This is a genomic window from Enterobacter mori LMG 25706 (assembly GCF_000211415.1).
GTDB lineage: Bacteria > Pseudomonadota > Gammaproteobacteria > Enterobacterales > Enterobacteriaceae > Enterobacter > Enterobacter mori.
On the sequence record NZ_GL890774.1, the window covers coordinates 454972 to 480327 of the forward strand.

At 56.0% G+C, this 25356-nt stretch carries 23 protein-coding genes and 1 pseudogene; 5 read left to right on the forward strand and 19 right to left on the reverse strand.

Annotated elements, in window-relative coordinates; genetic code table 11:
* Positions 1 to 92: 92 nt before the first annotated feature.
* Positions 93 to 848: an HTH-type transcriptional regulator UlaR gene (gene ulaR, locus ENTMO_RS0104005; protein WP_010427457.1), complete on the forward strand. Its 756-nt coding sequence runs from the start codon at positions 93 to 95 to the stop codon at positions 846 to 848.
* Here the strand turns inward: ulaR and yjfP are convergent.
* Entirely contained in the window at positions 845 to 1567 is a 723-nt protein-coding gene (gene yjfP / locus ENTMO_RS0104010; protein WP_010427458.1) for an esterase, read from the reverse strand. The two genes, ulaR and yjfP, sit on opposite strands and share 4 nt — an antisense overlap.
* Positions 1568 to 1705: 138 nt before the next feature.
* Between yjfP and bsmA the strand changes: the two genes are divergently transcribed.
* The 3 genes from bsmA to ENTMO_RS0104025 all read left to right on the forward strand — a co-directional run bounded on the left by bsmA (position 1706) and on the right by ENTMO_RS0104025 (position 4561).
* On the forward strand, positions 1706 to 2035 hold the full coding sequence (bsmA, locus tag ENTMO_RS0104015) for a biofilm peroxide resistance protein BsmA (protein ID WP_071985399.1): 330 nt from the start codon (positions 1706 to 1708) through the stop codon (positions 2033 to 2035).
* A 148-nt stretch (positions 2036 to 2183) separates the two neighbouring features.
* On the forward strand, positions 2184 to 2459 hold the full coding sequence (yjfN, locus tag ENTMO_RS0104020; RefSeq protein ID WP_139157912.1) for a DUF1471 family protease activator YjfN: 276 nt from the start codon (positions 2184 to 2186) through the stop codon (positions 2457 to 2459).
* Between the two features lie 170 nt (positions 2460 to 2629).
* Positions 2630 to 4561 (forward strand): methyl-accepting chemotaxis protein, encoded by a 1932-nt coding sequence (locus ENTMO_RS0104025; RefSeq protein WP_010427463.1) that lies wholly within the window; start codon positions 2630 to 2632, stop codon positions 4559 to 4561.
* Here ENTMO_RS0104025 and ENTMO_RS0104030 read toward each other — a convergent pair.
* On the reverse strand, positions 4558 to 6180 hold the full coding sequence (locus ENTMO_RS0104030) for an isovaleryl-CoA dehydrogenase (protein ID WP_010427464.1): 1623 nt from the start codon (positions 6178 to 6180) through the stop codon (positions 4558 to 4560). The genes ENTMO_RS0104025 and ENTMO_RS0104030 overlap by 4 nt on opposite strands.
* Before the next feature lie 193 nt (positions 6181 to 6373).
* Here ENTMO_RS0104030 and ENTMO_RS0104035 point away from each other — a divergent pair, with 193 nt between their 5' ends.
* Positions 6374 to 7648: an MFS transporter gene (locus ENTMO_RS0104035; RefSeq protein WP_010427466.1), complete on the forward strand. Its 1275-nt coding sequence runs from the start codon at positions 6374 to 6376 to the stop codon at positions 7646 to 7648.
* 90 nt (positions 7649 to 7738) lie between these two features.
* Here the strand turns inward: ENTMO_RS0104035 and rlmB are convergent, their stop codons facing one another.
* The 17 genes and pseudogenes from rlmB to hflC form a co-directional block, all read right to left on the reverse strand.
* On the reverse strand, positions 7739 to 8473 hold the full coding sequence (gene rlmB, locus ENTMO_RS0104040) for a 23S rRNA (guanosine(2251)-2'-O)-methyltransferase RlmB (protein ID WP_010427468.1): 735 nt from the start codon (positions 8471 to 8473) through the stop codon (positions 7739 to 7741).
* Positions 8474 to 8579: 106 nt separating this feature from the next.
* Positions 8580 to 9380 (reverse strand): ABC transporter ATP-binding protein, encoded by an 801-nt coding sequence (locus tag ENTMO_RS23735; RefSeq protein WP_010427470.1) that lies wholly within the window; start codon positions 9378 to 9380, stop codon positions 8580 to 8582.
* On the reverse strand, positions 9377 to 10366 hold the full coding sequence (locus tag ENTMO_RS0104050) for an ABC transporter ATP-binding protein (RefSeq protein ID WP_029484953.1): 990 nt from the start codon (positions 10364 to 10366) through the stop codon (positions 9377 to 9379). Before ENTMO_RS0104050 ends, ENTMO_RS23735 begins: the two co-directional genes overlap by 4 nt.
* On the reverse strand, positions 10359 to 11219 hold the full coding sequence (locus ENTMO_RS0104055; RefSeq protein WP_010427473.1) for an ABC transporter permease: 861 nt from the start codon (positions 11217 to 11219) through the stop codon (positions 10359 to 10361). The genes ENTMO_RS0104050 and ENTMO_RS0104055 overlap by 8 nt, the downstream gene beginning before the upstream one ends.
* On the reverse strand, positions 11216 to 12172 hold the full coding sequence (locus tag ENTMO_RS0104060) for an ABC transporter permease (protein WP_010427475.1): 957 nt from the start codon (positions 12170 to 12172) through the stop codon (positions 11216 to 11218). The genes ENTMO_RS0104055 and ENTMO_RS0104060 overlap by 4 nt, the downstream gene beginning before the upstream one ends.
* A 12-nt stretch (positions 12173 to 12184) precedes the next feature.
* On the reverse strand, positions 12185 to 13747 hold the full coding sequence (locus ENTMO_RS0104065) for an ABC transporter substrate-binding protein (RefSeq protein ID WP_010427477.1): 1563 nt from the start codon (positions 13745 to 13747) through the stop codon (positions 12185 to 12187).
* 22 nt (positions 13748 to 13769) lie between these two features.
* Entirely contained in the window at positions 13770 to 14987 is a 1218-nt protein-coding gene (locus tag ENTMO_RS0104070; protein ID WP_029484954.1) for a M20 family metallopeptidase, read from the reverse strand.
* 53 nt (positions 14988 to 15040) lie between these two features.
* A complete protein-coding gene (locus tag ENTMO_RS0104075) occupies positions 15041 to 15817 on the reverse strand; it encodes an ABC transporter ATP-binding protein (RefSeq protein ID WP_010427480.1) in 777 nt (258 codons plus the stop codon).
* Positions 15817 to 16587, reverse strand: coding sequence for an ABC transporter permease (locus tag ENTMO_RS0104080; RefSeq protein ID WP_010427482.1), 771 nt, complete (start codon positions 16585 to 16587; stop codon positions 15817 to 15819). Before ENTMO_RS0104080 ends, ENTMO_RS0104075 begins: the two co-directional genes overlap by 1 nt.
* Positions 16584 to 17591 carry a taurine ABC transporter substrate-binding protein gene (locus ENTMO_RS0104085; protein WP_010427483.1) on the reverse strand — a complete coding sequence of 336 codons (1008 nt, stop codon included), beginning with the start codon at positions 17589 to 17591 and terminating at the stop codon, positions 16584 to 16586. Before ENTMO_RS0104085 ends, ENTMO_RS0104080 begins: the two co-directional genes overlap by 4 nt.
* A gap of 57 nt (positions 17592 to 17648) precedes the next feature.
* Complete coding sequence (gene cuyB / locus ENTMO_RS0104090) at positions 17649 to 18368, reverse strand: cysteate racemase (RefSeq protein WP_010427486.1); 720 nt, start codon at positions 18366 to 18368, stop codon at positions 17649 to 17651.
* Positions 18361 to 19365: a D-cysteate sulfo-lyase gene (cuyA, locus tag ENTMO_RS0104095; protein ID WP_010427488.1), complete on the reverse strand. Its 1005-nt coding sequence runs from the start codon at positions 19363 to 19365 to the stop codon at positions 18361 to 18363. The genes cuyB and cuyA overlap by 8 nt, the downstream gene beginning before the upstream one ends.
* Before the next feature lie 212 nt (positions 19366 to 19577).
* Positions 19578 to 22022 (reverse strand): ribonuclease R, encoded by a 2445-nt coding sequence (gene rnr, locus ENTMO_RS0104100; protein WP_010427490.1) that lies wholly within the window; start codon positions 22020 to 22022, stop codon positions 19578 to 19580.
* A 38-nt stretch (positions 22023 to 22060) separates the two neighbouring features.
* Positions 22061 to 22486: a nitric oxide-sensing transcriptional repressor NsrR gene (gene nsrR, locus ENTMO_RS0104105; RefSeq protein WP_010427492.1), complete on the reverse strand. Its 426-nt coding sequence runs from the start codon at positions 22484 to 22486 to the stop codon at positions 22061 to 22063.
* Between the two features lie 193 nt (positions 22487 to 22679).
* Positions 22680 to 23978: pseudogene (locus ENTMO_RS23740) on the reverse strand (adenylosuccinate synthase).
* Between the two features lie 104 nt (positions 23979 to 24082).
* On the reverse strand, positions 24083 to 24280 hold the full coding sequence (locus tag ENTMO_RS0104115) for a DUF2065 domain-containing protein (RefSeq protein WP_010427497.1): 198 nt from the start codon (positions 24278 to 24280) through the stop codon (positions 24083 to 24085).
* A 71-nt stretch (positions 24281 to 24351) separates the two neighbouring features.
* Positions 24352 to 25356, reverse strand: a complete 1005-nt coding sequence (gene hflC, locus ENTMO_RS0104120; RefSeq protein ID WP_010427498.1) for a protease modulator HflC — start codon at positions 25354 to 25356, stop codon at positions 24352 to 24354.

Here is a 25356-nt window from a genome sequence, read left to right on the forward strand (position 1 = left end):
AGACCCTGTGTCTGGCGATGTCATATTTATTTTAGTAATTTCACGCTATTTCAAATATCATCTTTTCAAATCAATTCTTATCGGAATAGCTCATGACGGAAGCGCAACGACATCAAATTTTACTGGAACTCCTGGCGCAAACAGGGTTTATCACCGTTGAGAAAGTGATCGAACGATTAGGCATTTCTCCGGCAACCGCCCGACGGGACATCAACAAGCTGGACGAAAGTGGCAAACTGAAAAAAGTCCGTAACGGTGCGGAAGCCATTAGCCAGCAGCGTCCGCGCTGGACGCCGATGAACATTCATCAGGCGCAGAACCACGATGAAAAAGTGCGGATTGCAAGAGCAGCATCACAGCTGGTCAACCCTGGCGAAAGCGTCGTGATCAACTGCGGCTCCACGGCGTTTTTACTGGGGCGGGAGATGTGTGGCAAACCGGTGCAAATCATCACTAACTATTTGCCGCTGGCCAACTATCTCATTGACCAGGAGCATGAAAGCGTAGTGATCATGGGCGGTCAGTACAATAAGAGCCAGTCCATTACGCTCAGCCCACAGGACAGTGAAAATAGCCTCTACGCCGGACACTGGATGTTCACCAGCGGTAAAGGCCTGACTACAGATGGGCTGTATAAAACCGATATGCTGACCGCCATGGCGGAGCAAAACATGCTTAACGTGGTAGGCAGGCTTGTTGTGCTGGTCGACAGCAGCAAAGTGGGCGAGCGCGCAGGCATGCTGTTCAGCCGTGCCGAGCAAATCGACATGGTGATCACCGGTAAAAATGCCAACCCGGAGATCCTCCAGAAGCTGGAAGATCAAGGGGTCAAAATTCTTCGGGTTTAAAGGTGCTGGCGGAAAAAGCTCACCGTGGCATCCAGCGCCGTCGGCGTAATACGGTGACGAACGCCCGCCTCCCAAAGGCAGGTTAAATTGCCGTCCAGCCCTTCATTCTTTAACGACTGCTGTAAACGGAAAGTTCCGTCAGGCGGAACCACATCATCCGCATCGCCGTGCCACAGCAGCAGCGGGCGATTGGCCAGGTGCGGTAACGCATGGGTGACGTCCCACTCCGCCAGCGCCGCTTCGATATCTTCTGGGTTCTGCGAGGGAAACAGCGTCTTCGAGAGCGAAGTGAAGTAGCCCGACCCCATCAGACAAGCGACGGACTTCACCTCCGAATGATGCGTCATGATCCCCAGCGCCGTCATTCCCCCCATTGAAGCCCCAGCAACCGCCAGGCGATCGTTCTCCACCAGCCCGGCCTCAAAAAGCGCATCGCGCAGCCCTGCGAATTCCGTCAGGCTACCGTACAAGATTTGCCAGAACTGGCCGAGCCGCGCCTGCTCGTTGCCCGAAAATCGCGCGCCATGATCCGGAGCATCCGGCATAACAACGCGGAATCCAGCCTGCGCCAGCGCCACAGCAAAATAGCTATAAACCAGTTTTGACGAGGTAAACCCATGATAAAAAACCACAACTGGCAGCGGCTGCTCACTTTTTCCGGTGGGGAAAGCATGTAATATTTCGCGGTCACCAAGGCGTCGCGTTTCGAGTTCAATCATTGTCGGTCCTGTACTGATGAATGATTCATAATGTTTGAGAGCTGGATTACGGTTTCTGGATATTTTCATTCGAAATCTTCGCCTCAGATAACACTTCGGGAACATTCCCCCAAAACTAAATTTACAGGCAACTACACTATGGCTATCAGGAAACGAGATATGGTTATGCGCAGGTTTGCTGCTTTATTGTTTGTGTTTCTGCTCAGTGGCTGTAGCGCGCTGCAGGGGACACCGCAACCCGCTCCGCCGGTCGCCGATCATCCACAGGAAATTCGTCGTAATCAGACTGAAGGATTACAGCGAATGGGCACTGTCTCCGCGTTGGTTCGCGGTTCCCCGGATGACGCGGAAGCCTCTATTGAAGCACAAGCCGCAGCCGCCAAAGCAGATTATTACGTCATCATTATGATCGACGAAACCATCATTACGGGACAGTGGTACTCGCAGGCGATTTTGTACCGTAAGTAATGGCGATCGTTTGAACGACATTTACACTGCTTTGCGTCCATAGACATTTTCCTGTCCACAATAAACTCCATGCCTGCACTAATGGAAGTGAGTTTATTTGCGAAGGATTGCCCGGCGGATACCGGAGACATGTGAAATGGAGCTGACGATGAAACGAACTCTTGCCTTAACCACACTGTTGCTCTCAGCAGGCCTTGTGAGCACAACCGCACAATCAGCTGAATTCGCCAGTGCTGATTGCGTGACTGGCCTGAATGAAATAGGCCAAATCTCCGTGAATAACATTTCGGGGAGCCCGCAAGACGTTGAACGTGTCGTTGCATTAAAAGCTGATGAACAAGGCGCTTCCTGGTACCGCATCATCCAGATGCAGGAAGATAACCATGTCGATCATTGGCGGGTACAAGCCATCCTCTATGTTTAGCCCCTCCTGATAAAAGCCACTTAATTTTAGTGGCTTTTCGTTTTTGCAAATCTTTTATCTTTTTCAAAACCATCCAAAAACAAACAAATAACATTTTGTTACATTAATAGCATAAATGTTATCGCTGCTCTGCCGTTGAACAGGCATACCTTTTCAATGATGAGCAATTTATGATCAATTCTTTCCGCCGTGCGGGTCTGGGCACTAAGCTATCGCTGCTGACCGGTATGAGTGTCGCCATTCTGTTTCTGCTTTTCACTTTTCTGTTCAGCCATAAAGCCAGCCAGCAGCTTGAAGATCTTGCCGTCGAAGATTTGCATAACCAGTCCACCGGCATGGTCGATATGGTGCAGATGTTTAATACCAGTCTGAGCGAAGAGGTCGAAAGCTATACCCGACTGTTTACCACTTTCCTGCCTCAGCCATTTACGGTCGATACGAGTCAGACCCGTACCATTAGCGGGATCAATGTGCCTTTGCTGAAAGGCGGTGAATCTGAACTGCATGAAAACAATGCTTTTTCTGACGACTTTCTCAATCGTACGGGCGCAATCTCCACGCTGTTCGTTCGCAGCGGTAACGACTTTATTCGCGTTGCCACCTCTCTGCGCAAGGAGAATGGCGACCGGGCGATGGGAACCCTTCTGGATACCACCAGCCCGGCGTTTGCGTCCGTCACCAGGGGCGAGGTTTACCGTGGCCTGGCACTGCTGTTTGGTAAACGCTACATCACCCAGTACCAGCCGGTTAAGAATGGTGAAGGCCAGGTTATTGGGATCATCTTTGTTGGGGTAGATATCACACACTCATGGAACGTTATGCGAGAGAAAATCCTCAACCGTCGGCTGGGCGAGAGCGGGCACTTCTATGTGCTGGATCGCAGCAACGGTAAAACGCGCGGGCAGTTCCTGTTTCACGGCAGTGAAGAGGGGCAACTGCCGAAGTGGGACAGCGCCACCCAACAGCAACTGCTGAGCGATTCCTCCGGCACGCTGGAGCGCGTAAGTGACGACGGCCGCACGCTGAAAATGGCCTATACGCCGCTGCCGGGCTGGAACTGGACGATCGTGGGTGAAGTGGATAAATCGGTCCTTCTCGCAAGCGTCAACGCCATGCGTGACCGGTTCCTGCTGGCGGGCGTGGTGCTTTCCGTGCTCTTCGCGGGCCTGTTTGTGATGCTCATTCGCCGGATGCTGACCCGCCCGCTGCGTAACGTGATCGAGCTGGCCCGCCAGTATGCCGCAGGCGATCTGCGCGCCAGCCTGCCCGTAACGCGTCAGGATGAGGTCGGCCAGCTGGTTGATGCCATCAACGGTATTGGCGATGGGCTGCAAAAAATTGTCCTGCAGGTGCGTGAGGCCGCGGGCGAGATCCATTTGGGCACCAATGCGCTGGCTTCCGACACCGGAGAAATCTCGGAGCAGATCAACAAGCAGGCCAGCAGCGTGGAAGAAACTCCCGCCAGCATGGAGCAGTTGGCCGCCACCGTGCAGCAAAATGCCGCCAACATGGAGCAAACGCAGCAGCTGGTGGGTGAAACCTCGCTCGCGGTTCATCAGGGCGGCGAAACGGTCACCCACGCGGTGTCGACTATGGACGACATCCGCGATGCCTCTAAACGCATTGAGGACATTACCCGCGTGATTGAGTCCATCGCGTTCCAGACTAACATTCTGGCGCTGAATGCGGCGGTCGAAGCGGCTCGCGCGGGCGAACATGGCAAAGGCTTCGCCGTGGTGGCGCAGGAGGTTCGCGCCCTGGCGGCACGCAGTGCCAACGCGGTGAAGGAGATTGAACACCTGATTGGCGATACGCTGAACAAAGTAAGCGAAGGCCACGCGCTGTCAGAAAAGACGCGTCTGGCTATGGACGCCATCATTGTTCATATCGATAACATCAGCCAGCTGGTTACCGAGATCAACCACGCTTCCCGCGAACAATCCGCAGGGATTGGGCAGGTGAATCTTGCCATGACGCACATTGGCGAAGCGTCGCACATCAACGCCGACCGCGTCTCGCGCAGCGAGCAGACCGCACACACGCTGCGCGAGAAAGGCTCACACCTCACCCAACTGGTCAGCCTGTTCCAGCTAAAAGGCTAACCGACTCTGCCCGTGGCGCGCAGCAGCAGGTCATTTTGCCCCTGCTCGCTCATTAGCGTTCCGCCACGGGTATCCAGCATCATGCGGCACCACGCCTGCGCCACGGGCGGTGAAGCGTGTCGCAGCATCTGGCTTCCGGCACCCAGTAAAAAGAGCTGTTGAGCAATCTCCCGGCCCTGTGCCTCCTGCGGCTTACGCAGTTTTTGCTGCAGCTGTCGCCAGCTGCGGTCGAAGTGTCTGTCCTGCCCTTTTACCTGCGCAAACTCGTCAGCAAGCAGATCGTGGATCCCCGGCTGCTTCGCCAGCACGCGCAGCACGTCCAGGCACATGATATTGCCCGATCCTTCCCAGATGCTGTTGACCGGCATTTCACGGTACAGACGGGGAAGTTCGCTCTCTTCGCAATATCCGATCCCACCCAGCACTTCCATCGCCTCAGCGACAAACGGAATGCCCGCTTTACACACGCTAAATTTCGCCGCCGGAGTGAAGAGCCGCGCCCAGGCAGCTTCTTGCGGATCGGCACGCTTGTCCCACGCGCGGGCCAGGCGGAACAGCAGCGCCGTGTGCCCCTCCAGCACCAGCGCCATCCGGCTTAACACCTCACGCATTATCGGCTGGTCGATAAGATTTTTACCGAAGGTTTGCCGCTGATGGGCATGATAAAGCGCCACCGACAGCGCCCGACGCATGAGTCCGTGGCTGCCCAGCGCGCAGTCGAAGCGCGTCAGACCGCCCATTTTGAGTATCTGCCGTACCCCTTCACCTTCTTCCCCCAACAACCAGCCGGAGGCATCGAGGAATTCCGCCTCGCTGCTGGCGTTGGAGCGGTTCCCGAGCTTGTCCTTGAGGCGTTCCAGGCGGACGGCGTTGCGTTGTCCGTCGGGTAAAAAGCGCGGCACAAAAAAGCAGGATAGCCCGCCCTTAGCCTGGGCCAGCACCAGATGTGCATCGCTTTGCGGCACGGAGAAAAACCATTTATGCCCCACCAGCCGGTAGCTGCCGTCGCTGCATTTTTCCGCTTTGGTGGTATTGCTCAGCACGTCTGAGCCGCCCTGCTTTTCCGTCATCCCCATACCGATCAGCAGGCCGCGCTTTTGCGCGCCGGGGGCCAGATGCGGATCGTAGCGATCGCTGAGCAGCAGCGTGAGCCAGTCGTGAAATATTTTGGGGAGCGCCTGCTGCAGCAGCGGCGTGGCGGCGAACGTCATGGTGACAGGGCACAGCGTGCCGGCCTCCACCTGAGCATGAAGTACAAAGCGCGCGGCCCGAGCGACAAATGACCCTTTACGCGCCTCCTCTTCCCACGCCAGGTTATGCACGCGGTTGGCGCAAAGCCCCTGCATCAGCAGATGCCATGCCGGATGAAAACGCACGTCGTCCAGCCGCTCCCCCGTGGGGTCATAGCGTAACAGCTCGGGCGGGTTGACGTTTGCCAACCTGCCAAGCTCCAGCGACTCCGCGGTACCTAATTGCTGCCCGATACTGGCGAGCAACTCAATATCCCACTCGGCGCCTTCACGCGTAACCGCATCGCGCAGGGCGCAGTCCGAGAGAAAAAGGTTGCTGTTGGAAAGCGGTGCCGGTTGATTGAAAACGGTGTGGGTCTGCCAGTGCATGCTGTCTCCCTCCTTCAGTGGCAATGACGGTAAGTATGGACAGACCGCGCGCACGCTGCATGGGAGGGGAATCACACGTTCACGATCCCGCTGATATCATTCGTGAAATAGCTCACATAACATAAGAATAAACTATTTCATCACTTCGCTTTTGTTGAATAATTTATTCTTACCCCTTTCAGTGAGGATCGTTATGCAACGGGACGCGCATAAGCGTGCATTAATTGCAGGCTCCATTGGCAACTTTATCGAGTGGTATGAGTTTGCGGTCTACGGTTTTCTGGCGACCGTTATCGCGAAAAACTTCTTCCAGCTTGAAGGAGAAGCGGGGCTTACCAGCCTGATCCTCACCTACGCCTCGTTTGCCATCGCCTTCTTCTTCCGCCCGCTGGGTGCGGTGGTGTTTGGCCGCATCGGCGACCGGATTGGCCGTAAGCCGACGCTAATCATTGTGCTGGTGCTGATGACGCTCGCTACCGCCGCCATCGGCATTGTGCCGGTCTACGCCAGCATCGGGATAGCCGCCCCGCTCATTATTACACTGCTTCGCATCCTGCAGGGACTGTTCGCGGGGGGCGAGTACGGCGGTGCGGTCTCGCTGATGACGGAGTTCGCCCCGCGCGGCAAGCGTGGACTCTATGGCGCGTGGCAGTCCTTTACCGTGGCGCTGGGGCTGCTGGCGGGGGCAGGCATCGTGGCGCTGCTCTCCGCCCTCCTCACGCCGGAAGCCCTCCACGACTGGGGCTGGCGCATTCCGTTCTTCCTGGCGCTGCCTATGGGCGTCGTTGCGCTGTGGCTTCGAGTCAGCATGGAGGAGCCCCCCAGCTTTGTGCAGCAGCAGGATAAACCGGCTGTCGCTCAGGCGGATACTGCCGCCACGCTCCGGGCCATCATGATGGGGATTGGCCGCGTGATGGTCTGGTCTGCTGCGGGGTATACCTATCTGGTGATAATGCCGACCTATCTGCAGTCGGCGCTGCACACCGGGTTTAACCAGGCACTGCTGATAGCGGTGATTTCGAATATTGGGTTTGCGCTGACGATTATTCCGTCGGGGATCCTGAGCGACCGGATCGGGCGCCGCACGGTGATGATTATCGCCACCGCGCTTTTGCTGATCCTCGCCCTGCCGCTGCTGAAAATCCTGCAGGCGGAGTCGAGTACGCTGGCGGTGAAGGCTGTTGTGGTGTTGATTGCGGGTGGTCTGGTCGGGATGCTGGCAGGACCAGGCCCGGCAATGCTATCTGAGATGTTCCCGACACGCGTGCGCTATACAGGACTGGGGCTGGCCTACTCTTTGTCGAACGCGATTTTCTCAGGATGTGCAGGGTTAATCATTACCGGACTGATTAAGCAGACGGGCAACCTGGATATTCCGGCGTATTACGTGATGGCGACGGCAGTGGTGAGTATCTTTGCGCTGATGACGCTGAGAAAGGATGACCATTTACGATCGCTGGAGGAGTGAGGTTGTCACCGTCTGGTGCCCTCACCCCGGCCCTCTCCCACCGGGAGAGGGAGAAAACATAAAAGGCCGCCCTGCGGACGGCCTTGCTGTTTATTCTCCCCGCTGACGCACCGCTTCAAACAGGCAGATACCCGTCGCAACGGACACATTCAGGGACGACACGCTGCCCGCCATCGGGATGCTGATAAGCTCGTCACAGTGCTCGCGCGTCAGACGACGCATCCCTTCGCCTTCCGCCCCCATCACCAGAGCCAGACGGCCGGTCATTTTGCTCTGGTACAGAGTATGGTCCGCTTCACCGGCGGTACCGACGATCCAGATATTCTCTTCCTGCAGCAGACGCATGGTACGCGCCAGGTTGGTCACGCGGATCAGCGGAACGTTTTCCGCCGCGCCGCAGGCCACTTTCTTCGCCGTCGCGTTCAGCTGCGCGGAGCGATCTTTCGGTACAATCACCGCGTGTACGCCCGCCGCATCGGCACTACGCAGGCAGGCACCGAGGTTGTGCGGATCGGTAACGCCATCGAGGATCAGGAAGAACGGGTTATCCAGTTCGGCAATCAGATCCGGCAGATCGTTTTCCTGATACTGACGGCCCGGCTTCACACGCGCAATAATGCCCTGGTGCACCGCACCTTCACTTTTCTCATCCAGGAACTGGCGGTTCGCCAGCTGGATCACCACGCCCTGCGCTTCCAGCGCGTGGATCAGCGGCATCAGACGCTTATCTTCACGCCCTTTCAGAATAAAGACTTCCTGAAAACGCTCCGGTGCGCGCTCGAGAAGGGCCTGCACCGCGTGGATGCCGTAAATCATTTCACTCATTGAACTTACTCGTTTTAGGCGGTGTGCGCCGGGTTAAATTGGGTCGTGATAGAGATCGCTTGCGCCTATTATAACCGACCCGGCGTTCAAATCGACCCTGACAGTTTTACCCATTGGCCACCACGCGCGTTTCCTCCTCCTTTACGGGATGAGCGGGCAAAATGGCATCCAGAAGATAGCGCGTATACTCATGCTGAGGCGCACTAAAAAGCTGCGCCGTCTCGCCCTGTTCAACCAGCGATCCCCGGTACATCACCCCGACCCTGTCCGCTATGTGCCTGACAACGTTGAGATCGTGGGAAATAAAGAGATATGCCAGCCCATGCTCCTTCTGTAGCTGCATAAGCAAATTCAGGATCTGTGACTGAATGGAGACATCAAGCGCTGAAACCGGCTCATCGCAAACAATCAGTTTTGGCTTCAGTATCAGCGCCCGGGCAATACCGATCCGTTGACGCTGGCCGCCAGAAAACTCATGCGGATAACGGGCGGCACCCCGGGGGCGCAGGCCAACCTGCTCGAGTATATGAGCAACCTGCGCTTTTCGATTGCCTATGCCGTGAATCGTCAGCGGCTCTTCAAGGCTATAACCCACGGTGCGTTTAGGGTCGAGCGATGAGAGGGGATCCTGAAAAATCATCTGCATGTCGCGGCGCACGCTGCGCCATCCTGCGGTATTCAGTCCTGTCAGTGAACGGCCTTCAAACGCGACGTCGCCTGCATTGGCTGAGGTTAGCCCCAGCACAAGACGGCCGATGGTGCTCTTACCGCTGCCAGACTCACCGACCAGCGCCCAGGTTTCACCTGCGTTCAGGGTAAAGCTGACGTTATCCACCGCATGCACCTTCTGCCCACGGTGATGGAATATTTTCGACAAATTGTTCACGCTTAATAAGGGTATCGTCATCCAGCCGCTCCTGTTTCCTCGGCCCGCCAGCAGCGAACCTGCTGTGCCTTGTATCCCACCGTCTGCAGCTCGGGGGCTTGCGTGCGGCAGCGGGGTTGCGCCAGCGGGCAGCGATCGGCGTAGCTACCTCCTGAAGGAAATGCATGCAATGAAGGTACCTGACCACTGATTTCGGCCAGCGGTGTTTTGGGAGGATGCTCCGCCGAAGGACGAGCAGCCAGCAGCGCACGGGTATAAGGATGGCGCGGTTGTGCAAAGAGCGTATGAACATCAGTCTCTTCCACAACCTGTCCGGCATACAGTACGACAACGCGCTGGCAAAGCCGCGCCACGACGCTTAAATCGTGGGTAATGATGACAATCCCCATGCCCGTCTGCTGCTTAAGTCCGTCGAGTAAATCGAGGATCTGCGCCTGAATAGTGGCATCCAGCGCTGTAGTCGGTTCGTCAGCAATCAGCAGCGAAGGAGAGGTCGCAATCGCCATGGCGATCATCACGCGCTGACGCATTCCGCCTGAAAGCTCATGCGGCCAGGCATTGGCGCAGCGGGCAGGATCGGCAATACCAACCTGGGCCAACAGGCCTATCGTTTTCTGCTGACGCTGGGCGCGTTTAAGATAGGTATGCAGCCGCAAGCTTTCATCAATTTGAGCACCAATGGTCATCACCGGATTAAGGCTGGCGAGCGGATCCTGAAAAATCATCGCCATCTCTCGCCCACACCGTTGACGTCGTACTTTTGCCGACAGCGAGTGCTGCGCCCTCCCCCCCAGAATGACCTCACCCTTGACCCGGCTGGTGCGGGATGAAAGCAGTCCCATTAACGCCTGAGCAGTCACACTCTTGCCGCAGCCCGATTCCCCGATGATGCCGAGAGTTTCATGGGTGTTCACCCGGAAAGAAACGCCACGCACCGGAGAGACAACGCCCATTCTCGTCGCGAATGTAACCTCAAGATTATTCACCTCAAGTAAGGCTTCAGCCATGGCGTCCTCCCTGTTTAAGCAGACGCAACACACGGCGAGGCAGAGGTTTAAGGCCCGGGTCAGCGCCATCTCGCAGATCATCGCCAATAATATTTAAACCCAGGATCAGCAACACAATGGCGAGCCCCGGAAAGAAGGTCATCCACCAGGCGGTGAAGATCACGGCCTTTCCTTCAAGTAATAAGTTGCCCAGGCTTGGCATCGGGGCTGGCACGCCAGAACCGAGAAAGCTCAAGGCTGCTTCGGTAAGAATGGCCACTGAAAACACCCAGCTGACCTGCACGATAAACGGCGAGATCACGTTAGGCAAAAGGTGCAGCCAGATAATGCGCGAGGCACCTGCCCCCTGCGCGCGCAGGGCTTCAATAAAGTTCTCCTCCTTGATCACCATGGCCGCACCTCGGATCACCCGCGCAACCGACGGCACGTATACCAACGATAGCGCCAGCACCACGTTGGCGATATTCGGTCCGAGCACGCCGACAATGGCGATCGCCAGTAGCAAAGACGGAAAGGCAAAAAGACCATCACAGACGCGCATCAGGATCCTGTCTACCGGACGATACCAGGCGCACAGTAGCCCGATGATCATCCCCGTCACACCAGCTATCACCGCTACCGCTGCGCCCACCGAGAGCGACACGCGCACCGCCAGCGCCACACGGACAAAGAGATCCCGCCCGAAGTTATCGGTGCCGAACCAGTGTTCCGTAGAGGGAGGGGTCAATCGGCTTAACGGATCGAGGCTGTAGGGATCGTAAGGGCTTACCATGCTTGCAAAAAATGACAGCACCACAATGGCACCCAGCACGGCGGGCCAAATTAAAAGCCCCGGATTTCTGCAGGTAATCATTTTTCCCCTCCGTCGACGGACAGGCGCGGATCGGCAAGATAGTTCAGAAGATCCACTGCCAGGTTGATCAACACGTAGCAAACGGTGATCAGCAACACTACGCCCTGGATCACCGTCACGTCACGCCGCTCGATCGAATCTACAATGCGCGATCCCACGCCGGGAATACCGAACACGCTTTCGATCACGATCGTGCCGGTTATCAGCGACGCGAAGGATTCACCGCACATGGTCAGTATGGGGATCAGGCTGTTTTTGAGCGTGTGTCGCAAAACCACAAGCCACTCCGGGACCCCTTTTGCTCGTGCAGTGTTGATAAAAGGCTCTTGCAATACATCCAGCATCACGGCACGGGTCATGCGGGCAATCAGTGCGGCGATGCGCAACCCCAGCGCGATAGCAGGTAGGGTTAGGTACCAGACGTTCAGCCAGAAATCATCGTTGGTAGAGCGATACCCCACCACCGGAAACCAGCGCAGCTGAACGGCAAAGAAGAAGATGAGGACGAGGCCGAGCAAAAAACCCCGACCCGACATGCCGAAAGTCGCCAGCATACGAATGATGCGATCCGTGATGCCGCCATGTTGCCAGGCGCTTATCCCGCCCCCCGCCAGTCCCAGAATGAGCGCAATGAGTTGAGCATAGAATGCCAGCGCCAGCGTCGGCGTCAGGTGCTGTAAAAATAGCGACATAACGCTGATATTTAAAAACAGGGAATGTCCCAAATCACCGGTCAGGATCTCGCCAAACCAGCTGAAAAACTGCACCAGCAGGGGCCGATCCAGCCCCATCTGCTGGCGCAGCGCAGCAATATCCTGAGGACTGGCATCATTCCCCAGGATCACCAGCGCCGGATCGCCCGGTGCGAGATGAATCAAGCAAAACACCACTACCGACACCACCAGCAGCACCGGCAGAAGTGCCAGCAGGCGGTGAAAAAGGTATCTTCTCATCGCCTTCTCCCGTCAGGGTTTCGTCACGCTCACGTTCCATAAAATAGGGCCAATCAGATCCTGATAGCCTTTCACATTGCCTTTTAGCGCCACCGCATCCGGCGTCGTGCGGCCAAGCACAATGACCGGCAGATATTGCCAACTCAACCTGTTCAGCTGATCCACCAGCGGTTTCGCCTCTTTCAATGAAGGCGCCTGCTTGATTTCATCCAGCACCTTATCGATCTCCGGGTTGTTACTCAGCCCGGGAAACTTCGCGCGAGAATCGAGGAATGGATATTGATGTAGCACCTGACGCATGGAGAACTCTAGCGCACAGAGGTCGAAGTTTTTCGGATCCTGGCGGCGCTGCAGAACGGTCGGCCAGTCGTAGACGTCAAGGCGTGACTTCACCCCAATCTGCTTCAGCACCTGCTGAGCCACTATCGCCAGGTTATACAACTCTGCATATTCTTTCGTGGCAATGATTACCACTTCTTCACCGTTGTAGCCCGAGGCTTTCACCAGCGCGCGCGCCTCGTCGAGCCGATGTTGATTCCAGAAAGGTTTACCGGCCTCGCTGTACCAGTCCACCTGTTCAGGGAAGCCCAGTGACGGATCTTCCTTAAAGAAACGCGGATCGCTGTAGCCCGCCAGCAGCGTTTGATGGACATTAAGCGCAAGGTTGAATGCCTGGCGCAGCTTCACTTTGGCAAACGGTCCCTGGTTTTTATTGAACAGGTAGGTAATGAGCGCGCCGCCGCTTTTGGGCTGGAAGAGCGACAGATCCGGCACGCTGCTGAGCGTGTCTATATTGTCCTTCGGTAGCTGGAATACCAGATCGTATTCCCCGGTCATCGCCCCGGCCAGGCGAGTGGATTCATCGGTAATGTAGCGGAACCAGATGTCCTTCACGTCCGCTTTCTTCTGGCCCGATAGACCGCTCGCAGGCTCCGTGCGGGACTGATACTGGTCATAACGGGTTAAGTGCAGAAAATCACCGGGTTTGAACTCGGCCAGTTTGTAAGGTCCGGTGCCAATGAGCTCGGTCACAGGCTTCTTACTGCTGTTGGCCTCATCAATAATGCGTTTCGGCATAATAGCGGCGATGTTCTTCACGTCTGCCAGCACGTTGAGCGTAATCAGTGACGGGGAAGGAAGCGTAAAGGTGACGGTTTTATCATCCACCTTACTGAACTGCACGCCGGGCAAATTCGCTTTCCCCTGCGTAGAAACTGCCAGCCAGCGATTCATTGAAGCCACAACGTCATCCGCAGTCAGCGGTTGTCCGTCATGAAAATGGATCCCGTCACGCAACACAAAGGTGTAGGTCTTGCGATCGTCACTCAGCGTGTAACTTTCCACCAGCTCCGGTACGGGCTCAAATTTGGCGTTGATGGTGAACAACGTTTCGAAAATATGCCTGTCCACGTCTGAGGTGGCGTTATTGGTCGTCAGATAAGGGTCCAGCGTTCCAGGCCGGTTCCCGTAGGCAATATTCAGCACGGCGTTACGATCGATACTCTCGGCCTGTGCACTTCCCAGGGGTAAAACCACCGCCAGCATGAGTGCGGCGGCAGAAAACAGCATTTTCATTGTTATGGTGCTCCGGTTAAGGTCATGCAGCTTGCGTGGCGGCGGTTTGCCCGGCAAATTCGTCTTTCACTTCCTGCAGCAACGCTGTATCGGTTAACAGTCGCAGCCCGGTTCGAGCCAGCACCTGCGCGCCTGTCACCAGCGCGTCATAGCCCTGTACTGAGTTAGCGGCCTCGCGGAATGCCACGGTGTGACCAATCAGTTCATCGGGGCCAATCTTGATGTAAGGATGCGCTGTCGGTACCGCATGGCTGATATCGCCAGCATCAGTTGAGCCCAACCCCTCTTTTTCCTTCAGCTCGACCGTCTCCCCTGCAGCGGTGAACTCTTCCAGCAGTACACCGTTCAGCGTGTGGTTGATGTTGAAATCACGCGGCCCAACCTGATGCTCAATCTTAACCGTGGTACCGGTTGCCAGCGCGACGCCTTCCGCAATGGCGCGAATGCGTGGCTCCAGCGCAACCACCTCTTCACGGGTATGGGCACGAATGTAATAGCGCGCCGACGCATACTCCGGGATCACATTCGGAGCCTGACCGCCGTTGGTGATAATACCGTGAACGCGGATGCCATCCGGCAGTTGCTGACGTAGAACGCTGATACCGTTATAGAGCAACACCAGCGCATCCAGCGCGTTCACCCCTTTATGCGGTGAGCTGCCCGCGTGGGAAGGTTTGCCATAGAAATGGAAGTAGAGATGGTTATTCGCCAGTGACGGGCCGGACAATCGCGTTTTCCCCGCGGGGTGGACCATCAATGCCACATCGACATCGTTAAGGAAGCCATGCTCCACGAAGCGGGCTTTCACATTACCGTTTGGACCGCCTTTTCCACGCAGCCCGCCCTCTTCTGCAGGCGTACCGAGTACCACGACCTTGCCGCCAGTCGTGTCCAGCGTTTCGCTAAGCGCAATCGCTGCAGCAATACTGGTAACCCCAATGATGTTATGACCACAGGCGTGCCCGATATCAATAAGCGCATCGTATTCCGCCAGGAACGCGATGGTTGGTCCGGGCCTGCCGCTCTCTTTCACCGCATAAAAAGCCGTTTCATGACCGGCGACATTAAGCGTGACGACAAAGCCCTGTTTTTCCAGCAGCTGTGTCAGTTGGCTGCTGGCGTAATACTCGTTATTGCCGGTTTCAGGGTGGGCGTGAATATCTTTGGCTATCGCCACATACTCATCCCGGTGCTGTTGAATACTTGTTTCAAGACGGTCTCGTAATTCGCTATTGCTCATTGCTTCCACCTCAGTCATGACAGTTGATTCATTCCCGACACCGGGAATTGTGGTTAACGTAAGTGCCGCTTCGCCTCCTGGCGTACCCGATGCAGGACGTGATGCTTGATCTCGCTATAGAAAGGGTGTTCCGCCAGCGTTTCGATGTCTCGCTCCCGCCCAAAGGGCAGAACGATCTCATCAACGATTTTTCCCGGTTTTGCCGACATGATCAGAATGCGGTCAGCCAAAAAAAGCGCCTCTTCCACATCGTGCGTGACGAAGAGCAGCGTGGTGCCGGTGGACAGCCATGCCTCGCGCAGCAACTCCTGCATCATCAGTCGGGTTTGCGCATCCAGCGCGCCGAACGGTTCATCCAGCAGCAGCACTTCCGGGCCGGGGAGCCAGGCGCGGGCGAGCGCCACGCGCTGCTTCATACCGCCAGAAAGCTGCCATGGCGCATGATGTTCAAAGCCTTTCAGACCCACGCGCTCAAGCCACGTCTGCGCCAGGGCATTGGTTTCGTCCTTACGGTATTTGCCCAGACGTGGGCCAAACGTGACGTTTTCCAGCACCGAGAGCCACGGGAACAGATTGGGTTGCTGGAATATCATTCCGCGATCGGGACCAGGCCTGCCGATCTCTTTCCCGCCTGCAGCCACCCGCCCCCGGTCCGGCTTATTAAACCCGGCAACAAGGTTCAGAATGGTGGATTTGCCGCAGCCAGACGGACCAAGCAGGACCACAAACTCCCCGCTGTTCAGGCTCAGATTGATATCTTCCAGCACCGTAAACGGCTGGGGTTTCGCCGCGAAAGAGAGCGATACGTTTTCCAGGGTGATAGCACTCATTATTCTTTCCCCGCCCAGGGCACTGTCAGCCGCTGTAGCCCCAGCAGTAATAAATCCAGAAGGTAGCCAATGCCGCCCAGCAGCAAAATGCCGAGCATGACGATATCAGTACGCAAATAAGAGCTGGCGTTGATGACCATCCAGCCCAGGCCGGAACTGGCTGCGCCCATCTCCGCGGCAATCAACGATGTCCAGCCAATACCAATGGAGAGCCTGACGGTGGTGAAAAGGTCCGGCAGCGCGTCCGGGAGGACGACGCGCATGAAGATTTGTCTGCGGGAAGCTCCCAGGGTCTGCGCCACGCGAATACGTGAACGACCAATGCGTTCAACTGCAGCCGACGCCCCCACGACCACGCTTAAAAACGTGGCAATGAAGATCAGGAAGAATTTGGAGGCCTCGCCAATCCCAAGCCACACGACGGCCAGGGGGATGAGGGCAATTTTTGGTAAAGGACGCAGAAACTGAACGAAAGGATTAAGTACCGCCGCCAGGCCGTCAGACAGCCCCATCAGTAACCCCAGCGGAATACCAATGATAATCGCCACGGTAAATGCGCTCAGCGCTCGCGCGAGGCTCACCGCAATGTGTTCCCAGAGCGGTACCTGACGATAGCCATCGGCAAGCAGCTCTTCGGTCGTCAAACCAATGTCCGTTAGCGACGGTAACAGCAGCGGATCGACCCACTGCTGCGTTGCCGCCACCTGCCAGACGATAAAGAAAACCGCCACCGACACTACGCTGATGGCGATATGCTGACTCAATCTCATTGCGCCGCCACCGCCGCATCACGGATATAGCGAGAATCAATAGCGGTATCCCAGCTTGCAGGGATATCGCGCTTGCGGATTTCGCCAATACCGGCGAGGAAGCTGGAGGTTTTGGTTAAGGCCTTGCCGATACCGCTGTCGGTGGTCTGCGTGCCATTACCCAGCCAGTCCGCAGTACCCTGCTGGGCAAGCGTTGGATACTCCAGCCCACCCAGCGTATTTGCCGCCGTGGTAACCGGTGCCCCAACTTCTTTAGCCACGATGCCTGCAGCACGCTCCGGATCTTTCTTAAACTCATCCACCTTCTGCTGATGCACGCGAAGAAACGCAGTGACCGCTTCTGGGTACTGCTCAGCAAAGGCTTTCCGTACCACATAGTTGTTGTAGATAAGATAGCCATCTTTCTGCAGATCCTTGGTGGCAAAGACCTGGTGCCCACCCGACGCCTCCAGTTCCTGCGCGAACGGTGCCCAGACATAGCCAGCATCAATGTCACCACGCTTCCATGCTGCGACCATTTCTGCAGGACGCAGCGGCAATAACGTGATTTTGCTGCGATCCAGTTTGTTCACGCTGATCGCGGCTTCGAGAGCATACTGAGCCGTTGAGTTGGGTGGGTAGGCGACACGCTTCCCTTCGATATCATTAATTTTCACAATGCCATCTTTGCCGATCAGGCGTTCATAGCTGGCTATCACGCCCGATACGCCAATAATTTCGACCGGCAATTTGCGGACAATGCCTGCCGTCGCTGGACTGGATCCAAAATTGGCAATATCAATCGCGTTGCTGGCAAAATAATTAAGCGCATCGGCACCCGATGCAAATTGCACCCACTTCACTTTACTGTTTAACGCTTTATCAAGAGAGCCATCGGCTTTTGCCAGCATTAATACCTGAGAACCGCCGCTATATGCCACACGAACTTCAGCAGGTGAATCGGCAAAACTCATATTTGCCCATAGCCCGCCCGCTGCAATTAATAAGCAGAGACTTTTTTTCATTTTATTTATCCTGTGATTGATCTGAATATAATGTCCGTTATCGTACCGGACGGTGCGCTAATTAAATGGTCTGCTGGTTTGCCATAACTGCGAACATCGTTCTGCCAGTGCCTGAGCCGGATCCCAGGTGAGATGACGAAACGGAGCCCTGGCAGCCTCCAGCGCAACAGGCACTTCGGTACAGGCCAGCACCAGTTTTTGTGCACCACGGGCAAACAATGCGTTGGCCTGCAACACCAGCAGTTCGCCACCGTCAACCAGCGCGCCACGCTTTACCGCGTAGCAGCCCGGTACAAACCATTCGGCCAGCTCCTCGGGCGTCGGCACGACGACCTCAATAGCCTGCGCGGCCAGTCGTTCCTGATACCAGCCCGCGTCCAGCGTGCCTTTAGTGGCAATGACGCCAACCCGCTGAGGTTTTTCATCAGCCTGCGACAGGGCATCCAGCGTCGCATCAACGATATGCAGAATAGGGGCGCTGCTGGCTTCACTCAGCGCGTCGTACCAGTGGTGAGCCGTATTACAGGGGATTGCGATATGGCTTGCCCCCGCCTGGTTAAGTTTCTCGACAGCGTGAAGAAGCTGCGGCAAGGGCGACGGGCCCGTACCCGCCAGCGCGTTCTGGCGATCGGCAATTTGCGGTACATTCCAGACGACCATTGGGATCTGCTGTTGGTCGCTCTGCGCAGGCGTAGCCTCCAGCAGGCGACGCAGAAAATCCAGCGTCGCAAGGGGGCCCATACCACCCAGCACGCCAAGCAGAAAAGGCTTAGCCATGCTCCAGCACCTGACGATAGCCAAATAGTCCTGCTGATCCACCCGTGTGGATAAAGACAATATTTTCATCCTGGCGGAAGTGTCCTTTGCGGATCAGATCGATAAGCCCTGCCATCCCTTTTGCGGAGTAAACCGGATCGAGCAGGATACCTTCATGGCGGGCCAGCAGCCGCAGAGCTTCAAGCGTGCCCTCCGTCGGCAAACCGTATCCGTCACCGACATAATCGCTGTTAGCGACGACCGCATGCCGCGACAGTTCCCCCGGTACGCCCAACAGATCCAGCGTTCTGGATGCCAGATTCCAGACGTTCTCTTCCTGTTTATCTTTGGGTGCCCGCACGCTGATGCCGAGCACCGGAATGTGGCTGTTGGTGGCGGTGAACCCCGCAACCAGCCCCGCCTGCGTACCGGTACTGCCCGTCGCATGGACAACGTGATCGATGCGCAAACGACGCTCTGATGATTGGTAAAGCAGCTCCTCCGCACACGCGACGTAGCCCAGCGCCCCGATGGGGTTCGAACCTCCGCCAGGAATAACGTACGGACGGTGGCCTTGTTCGCGAAGCGTTGCGGCGTACTCTTCCATCGCCTTTTGCATATCCGTACCGCCTGGCAGATGTGCGACAATCTCGCCGCCCAGAAGGGTATCCAGCAGCACGTTACCCGAGCGCTGATAATCCTCACCAAAATCAGTCACGCGTTTTTCCAGCAGCGCTTTTGCCTGCAGGCCAAGGCGTGCGGCACCGGCGATCGTTTGACGTACGTGGTTAGACTGGGTTGCGCCCTGCGTCACGATGACATCGGCTTTTTGCTGCAGCGCATCCGCCAACAGAAATTCCAGCTTGCGGGTTTTATTCCCGCCGCTTGCAAGGCCCGTTGCATCGTCGCGTTTTATCCATATTTTGGGCCCGCCTAATAATTGGGTTAAATTATTTAACGGTTCCAGTGGTGTAGGAAAATGACCGAGTGAAATTCGGGGAAAACGGGCCAGATGCATAAACGCTCCTTGCTGAAAAGGGGGCTTTATAAAAGTGAAATTCACTATACACATCTGAATAACACGGCTAATCAAAAATAATAAATAACGATTACCGGAAAATGAATAAGCAGGAAAAACGGGTTGATAAGGCCGCTATCTATTCTGTTCTGGAATGTCTTACGGCAAAAAAGAATAACCCCTTTCGTTGGAAAGGGGTTATGGGGACGAAATTACTGCGCGGTATTTTTTTTCGCTGCACGCTTCGCTTTGGTCGCGGCAGCTATTTTCTGCGTTTTAGCGGAAGGTTTTTTCGCTGAGCGAGCTTCTTTCTTCGCCGCCTTCGGCTTCTGTTTCTTCTCGCCGCGGAACGCGCTGTCCGGCTCGAAGTTTACCTTCTTGCCCGCCTGACGACGTTTACCGCCGCCCGGTTTACCGTTACCGCCTTTTTTCGCTTTCTCACGCTCGGTTTTGCCGACGTTACGCGGCGCACGCTCGCTGGAGATCAGGCTGAAGTCGATTTTACGGTCGTCCATATTCACGGCTTCGACCTTCACTTCCACACGGTCGCCCAGACGGTATGTCTGGCCGCCAGACTCGCCAATCAGCCGTTGTCCGACCTGATCAAAGCGGTAGTAGTCGTTATCCAGGCTGGAGACGTGCACCAGACCGTCGATGAACAGCTCGTCCAGACGAACGAAGAAACCAAAGCCGGTCACGCTGGCAATGACGCCTTTGAAAACGTTGCCTACCTGATCCAGCATAAAGTCACACTTCAGCCAGTCCGCCACGTCGCGGGTTGCTTCATCGGCACGACGTTCGGCCATGGAGCAGTGCTGGCCCAGCTGCAGCATCTCTTCCATCGAATAATGGTAGCCGCCGGTTTCAGTGGTGTTCCCTTTATGGCCCTGCTCCTGCGCCAGCAGATACTTGATCGCACGGTGGAGGGAAAGGTCAGGATAACGACGGATCGGCGACGTGAAGTGGGCGTAAGACTGCAGCGCCAGACCGAAGTGGCCGCGGTTTTCCGGATCGTAGATCGCCTGCTTCATGGAGCGCAGCAGCATGGTCTGCAGCATTTCTGCATCAGGACGATCGCCGATGGATTCCAGCAGCTCGGCGTAATCGCGCGGCTCTGGCTTGTTGCCACCTGGCAGCTCCAGGCCCAGTTCAGCCAGCACAGAACGGAATGAGGTAATGGCTTCCGTGGTCGGCTTATCGTGAATACGGAACAGCGCTGGCTCTTTGGCTTTCTCAACGAAACGTGCCGCCGAGATGTTCGCCAGGATCATACACTCCTCGATCAGCTTGTGCGCGTCGTTACGCTGGGTCTGCTCAATACGCTCAATGCGGCGTTCGGCGTTGAAGATGAATTTCGCTTCTTCGCTCTCAAACGAGATCCCGCCGCGCTCTTCGCGCGCCTGTTCCAGCGTTTTGTAAAGGTTATGCAGCTCTTCGATATGTTTGACCAGCGGCGCGTACTGCTCGCGCAGATCCTGGTCGCCCTGCAGCATATGCCAGACCTTGGTATAGGTCAGACGCGCGTGCGAGCTCATCACCGCTTCGTAGAATTTGAAGCCGGTTAAGCGCCCTTTGGTAGAGATGGTCATCTCGCAGACCATGCAAAGACGGTCAACCTGCGGGTTCAGGGAGCACAAACCGTTAGAGAGCACTTCCGGCAGCATCGGCACAACCTGAGACGGGAAGTAGACCGACGTACCGCGGCTGCGCGCTTCGTTATCCAGCGGCGTATGCGGACGGACATAATAGCTTACGTCAGCGATAGCAACCCACAGACGCCAGCCGCCACCGCGTTTTTTCTCACAGTAAACGGCATCATCAAAGTCGCGGGCGTCTTCGCCATCAATAGTGACCAGCGGCAGGGAGCGCAGATCCACGCGGCCCACCTTAGACTCTTCCGGCACTTCTTCGCGCAGGCTTTCGATCTGATCTTCAACCGCTTTCGGCCAGACGTAAGGGATCTCATGGGTACGCAGCGCCATATCAACGGCCATCGTGGTGCCCATGTTATCGCCCAGCACTTCGACGATTTTACCTACCGCTTTGGTGCGACGGGTTGGGCGCTGGGTGAGTTCTACCACCACCACAAAGCCCATGCGTGCGCCCATCACCTCTTCAGGTGGGATCAGAATGTCGAAGCTCAGGCGGCTGTCGTCCGGTACCACAAAGCCCACGCCCGCGTCGGTAAAGTAGCGGCCAACAATCTGGCTGGTTTTTGGCACCAGCACACGCACCACGCGCGCTTCGCGGCGGCCTTTACGGTCCGCGCCCAGCGGTTGCGCCAGGATCTGATCGCCGTGGATACACATCTTCATCTGCTCAGATGAGAGGTACAGATCGTCTTTGCGGCCTTCCACGCGCAGGAAGCCGAAGCCATCGCGGTGACCAATGACGGTCCCTTTCAGCAGATCGAGGCGTTCTGGCAGCGCGTAGCACTGGCGGCGGGTAAAGACCAGTTGCCCGTCACGCTCCATCGCGCGCAGGCGGCGGCGAAGGGCTTCAATTTGCTCTTCACCTTCAATGTTTAATTCAACGGCAAGTTCTTCACGATTGGCGGGTTTTTCGCGTTTTGTTAAGTGTTCAATGATGAACTCGCGGCTAGGGATAGGATTCGCGTATTTTTCGGCTTCGCGTTCCTGGAAAGGATCATGTGACATGTCGGTTCCTCCGTTGTCAGCTCCGGTGGAAATTTTCTTCATTCCACCAGCAATAATTTATAAAGCGGTTGATTCTCTTCAACCAAATCGGCCAGCGTGTAGTTATCCAGTTCCATGAGAAAACTTTGCACGGCCTTAGAAAGCGCCTGTTTCAGGCGGCAAGCGGGGGTAATGTGGCAGAACTCGCTGCTGCAGTTCACCAGAGACAACGGCTCCAGTTCACGTACCACATCCCCAACGCGAATACTCTGTGCCGGTTTACCGAGACGGATCCCACCATTCTTCCCGCGGACGGCAGCAACGTATCCGGCACGGCTAAGTTGATTGATTATTTTGACCATATGATTACGGGATACACCATAGACCTCTGTTACCTCAGAGATGCTGGTCATCTTTCCATCGGGTAACGACGCCATGTAAATCAGGGCGCGTAAGCCGTAATCGGTGAAACTCGTTAACTGCACATCAACCTCAGGGAAAAAGGGAAAACGCGGTTAAACCGCAGAGATATTCATTAATGATGATAAACCAGCCAGATAGTTAGGGGCTAATTTATTTGACAGACGGGGCGAAAAAGCGGAGATCCAGGAGCGGTCGCCGGATGGCGCTACGCTTATCCGGCCTACGGGTCTCCCCGCAGGCCAGCAGTCACGAAGATTATGCGTCGAACGGGTCGCGCAGGATCATCGTTTCAGTACGATCCGGGCCGGTAGAAATAATATCGATCGGCACTTCGGTCAGTTCTTCAATGCGCTTGATGTAATCCAGCGCCGCCTGCGGCAGGCCGCTACGCTCTTTCACACCGAAAGTGGTCTCAGACCAGCCCGGCATGGTTTCGTAGATTGGCTCGATGCCTTCCCAGTCGTCAGCAGCCAGCGGAGTGGTGGTCACTTCGCGGCCATCTGGCATACGGTAGCCAACGCAGATTTTCACTTCTTTCAGGCCGTCCAGTACGTCCAGCTTGGTCAGGCAGAAGCCAGACAGGGAGTTGATCTGCACTGCACGACGCACTGCGACCGCATCCAGCCAGCCGGTACGACGACGACGACCGGTGGTCGCGCCAAACTCGTTACCCTGCTTGCACAGGAACTCGCCGGTTTCATCAAACAGCTCGGTCGGGAATGGACCGGCACCCACGCGAGTGGAGTACGCTTTGATGATACCCAGAACGTAATCCACATAGCGTGGACCCAGGCCAGAGCCGGTTGCCACGCCACCCGCGGTGGTGTTAGAGGAGGTTACGTACGGATAGGTACCGTGATCGATGTCCAGCAGCGTACCCTGCGCACCTTCGAACATGACGAAATCGCCACGCTTGCGCGCCTGGTCCAGCAGATCGGACACATCCACAACCATACCGGTCAGAATATCAGCCACCGCCATGACGTCATCCAGCACTTTCTGGTAGTCAACAGCGTCAGCTTTGTAGAAATTCACCAGCTGGAAGTTGTGATATTCCATCACTTCTTTCAGTTTTTCAGCGAAGGTCGCTTTGTCGAAGAGATCGCCCACGCGCAGACCGCGACGTGCAACTTTATCTTCGTAAGCCGGGCCGATACCACGACCGGTGGTACCGATCGCTTTCGCGCCACGCGCTTTTTCACGCGCAACGTCCAGCGCCACATGATAATCCAGGATCAGCGGGCAGGCTTCAGAGAGCAGCAGACGCTCACGAACAGGGATACCACGGTCTTCCAGACCTTTCATCTCTTTCATCAGCGCAGCAGGAGACAGCACAACGCCGTTACCGATGATGCTGGTGACGTTTTCGCGAAGAATGCCTGATGGAATAAGATGGAGGACGGTTTTTTCACCGTTGATTACGAGAGTATGGCCTGCGTTGTGACCGCCCTGGTAGCGTACAACCTATTTAGCCCGTTCAGTCAGAAGATCAACAATCTTCCCTTTACCTTCGTCACCCCATTGGGTGCCCAGTACGACGACGTTGTTACCCATTTTTTTCAAAATCACCGTTTGCTTAAAAATGGATTCTACCATCGCTTTTTCAGATATACAGCACTTTTTGACCTCAAAATACGCCGATTGCGCCTACTTTTTGATCAGCCAATCGTTTTCTTCAACATGTAGTAGATAACGATACCCGCAACCACAAGACCGCCGCCAAAACGACGCAAAATATTATCCGGCAGTTGGCTCATCGTCGCGATCATTCGACGCCAGGCGCGCGGATAAAGCATCGGTCCAAGACCTTCAAGCACCAAAACCAGGGCCAGCGCGAGCCAGATCGTTGAATTCATTTTTAGTCCTTATAAAAGAAAACCACCGCTCCGTTGAGAGCGGTGGTTTGAATACTCAAACGGACCTGAGTTTATCGCGTTGCGTTAGTCGGCGTCTTCATATAACGGAAGAAATCGCTGTCCGGGCTGAGCACCATCACATCCTGGTTGCTCTGGAAGCTATTCTCGTAAGCACGCAGGCTACGGATAAAGGCATAGAAGTCTGGATCCTGACTGAAGGCATCAGCAAACAGCTTCGCCGCTTCGGCATCGCCTTCACCGCGCAGGATACGACCCTGACGTTCAGACTCTGCGAGCGTCTTGGTCACTTCGTAGTCCGCAGCGGCACGCAGCTTCTCAGCCTCTTCCTGACCCTGTGAACGGTGACGACGGGCTACCGCTTCACGCTCGGCGCGCATACGGTTGTAGATCGCCTCGGACACTTCCGCTGGCAGGTTGATTTGCTTGATACGCACGTCAACGACTTCAATACCCAGCGCGGCCATACTGTTCGGGTTGATCACCGGCACTTTACCGTTGGTTTCAGCCTGAACGCGTTCAGCGGCTTTAGCAATCGCGTCATCCGCTGCTGGCGTTTCCACTTCGTCTTCCGTGCCCGCTGTACCGGAGTTCAGCGCATCACGTACTTCCAGCGTCAGACGGCCGCGGGAGTCGGTCACGATGTCTTTCACATCCAGACGACCGATCTCAGAACGCAGACGGTCAGAGAACTTACGTTTCAGCAGCACTTCTGCCTGAGAAACATCGCCACCGCCCGTTGCCAGGAAGTAACGGCTGAAGTCGCTGATACGCCATTTGATGTAGGAATCAACGATCAGGTCTTTCTTCTCTTTGGTCACGAAACGGTCGGCCTGGTTATCCATGGTCTGGATACGCGCATCAAGCGTTTTCACTGACTGAATGAAAGGCACCTTGAAGTGCAGACCCGGTTCGTAAATCACCGGGCGTTTGTCACCATCACGCACGACGCTGCTGAACTGGAATTTGATCCCACGCTCGCCTTCTTTCACCACAAAGATCGAGGTATACAGCACGACCAGTACGATGACGATGATCGCAATAACTGACTTACGCAT

Coding starts and splice junctions, on each gene's coding strand:
- yjfP (WP_010427458.1), bottom strand. CDS start 1,567: ATGATTGAACTCGAAACGCGACGCCTTGGTGACCGCGAAATATTACAT.
- bsmA (WP_071985399.1), top strand. CDS start 1,706: ATGGCTATCAGGAAACGAGATATGGTTATGCGCAGGTTTGCTGCTTTA.
- ENTMO_RS0104065 (WP_010427477.1), bottom strand. CDS start 13,747: ATGAAAATGCTGTTTTCTGCCGCCGCACTCATGCTGGCGGTGGTTTTA.
- ENTMO_RS0104060 (WP_010427475.1), bottom strand. CDS start 12,172: ATGAGAAGATACCTTTTTCACCGCCTGCTGGCACTTCTGCCGGTGCTG.
- cuyA (WP_010427488.1), bottom strand. CDS start 19,365: ATGCATCTGGCCCGTTTTCCCCGAATTTCACTCGGTCATTTTCCTACA.
- rnr (WP_010427490.1), bottom strand. CDS start 22,022: ATGTCACATGATCCTTTCCAGGAACGCGAAGCCGAAAAATACGCGAAT.
- ENTMO_RS0104035 (WP_010427466.1), top strand. CDS start 6,374: ATGCAACGGGACGCGCATAAGCGTGCATTAATTGCAGGCTCCATTGGC.
- ulaR (WP_010427457.1), top strand. CDS start 93: ATGACGGAAGCGCAACGACATCAAATTTTACTGGAACTCCTGGCGCAA.
- hflC (WP_010427498.1), bottom strand. CDS start 25,356: ATGCGTAAGTCAGTTATTGCGATCATCGTCATCGTACTGGTCGTGCTG.
- ENTMO_RS0104115 (WP_010427497.1), bottom strand. CDS start 24,280: ATGAATTCAACGATCTGGCTCGCGCTGGCCCTGGTTTTGGTGCTTGAA.
- ENTMO_RS0104025 (WP_010427463.1), top strand. CDS start 2,630: ATGATCAATTCTTTCCGCCGTGCGGGTCTGGGCACTAAGCTATCGCTG.
- ENTMO_RS23735 (WP_010427470.1), bottom strand. CDS start 9,380: ATGACGATACCCTTATTAAGCGTGAACAATTTGTCGAAAATATTCCAT.
- cuyB (WP_010427486.1), bottom strand. CDS start 18,368: ATGGCTAAGCCTTTTCTGCTTGGCGTGCTGGGTGGTATGGGCCCCCTT.
- rlmB (WP_010427468.1), bottom strand. CDS start 8,473: ATGAGTGAAATGATTTACGGCATCCACGCGGTGCAGGCCCTTCTCGAG.
- ENTMO_RS0104050 (WP_029484953.1), bottom strand. CDS start 10,366: ATGGCTGAAGCCTTACTTGAGGTGAATAATCTTGAGGTTACATTCGCG.
- yjfN (WP_139157912.1), top strand. CDS start 2,184: ATGAAACGAACTCTTGCCTTAACCACACTGTTGCTCTCAGCAGGCCTT.
- ENTMO_RS0104080 (WP_010427482.1), bottom strand. CDS start 16,587: ATGAGATTGAGTCAGCATATCGCCATCAGCGTAGTGTCGGTGGCGGTT.
- ENTMO_RS0104030 (WP_010427464.1), bottom strand. CDS start 6,180: ATGCACTGGCAGACCCACACCGTTTTCAATCAACCGGCACCGCTTTCC.
- ENTMO_RS0104075 (WP_010427480.1), bottom strand. CDS start 15,817: ATGAGTGCTATCACCCTGGAAAACGTATCGCTCTCTTTCGCGGCGAAA.
- ENTMO_RS0104055 (WP_010427473.1), bottom strand. CDS start 11,219: ATGATTACCTGCAGAAATCCGGGGCTTTTAATTTGGCCCGCCGTGCTG.
- ENTMO_RS0104085 (WP_010427483.1), bottom strand. CDS start 17,591: ATGAAAAAAAGTCTCTGCTTATTAATTGCAGCGGGCGGGCTATGGGCA.
- ENTMO_RS0104070 (WP_029484954.1), bottom strand. CDS start 14,987: ATGAGCAATAGCGAATTACGAGACCGTCTTGAAACAAGTATTCAACAG.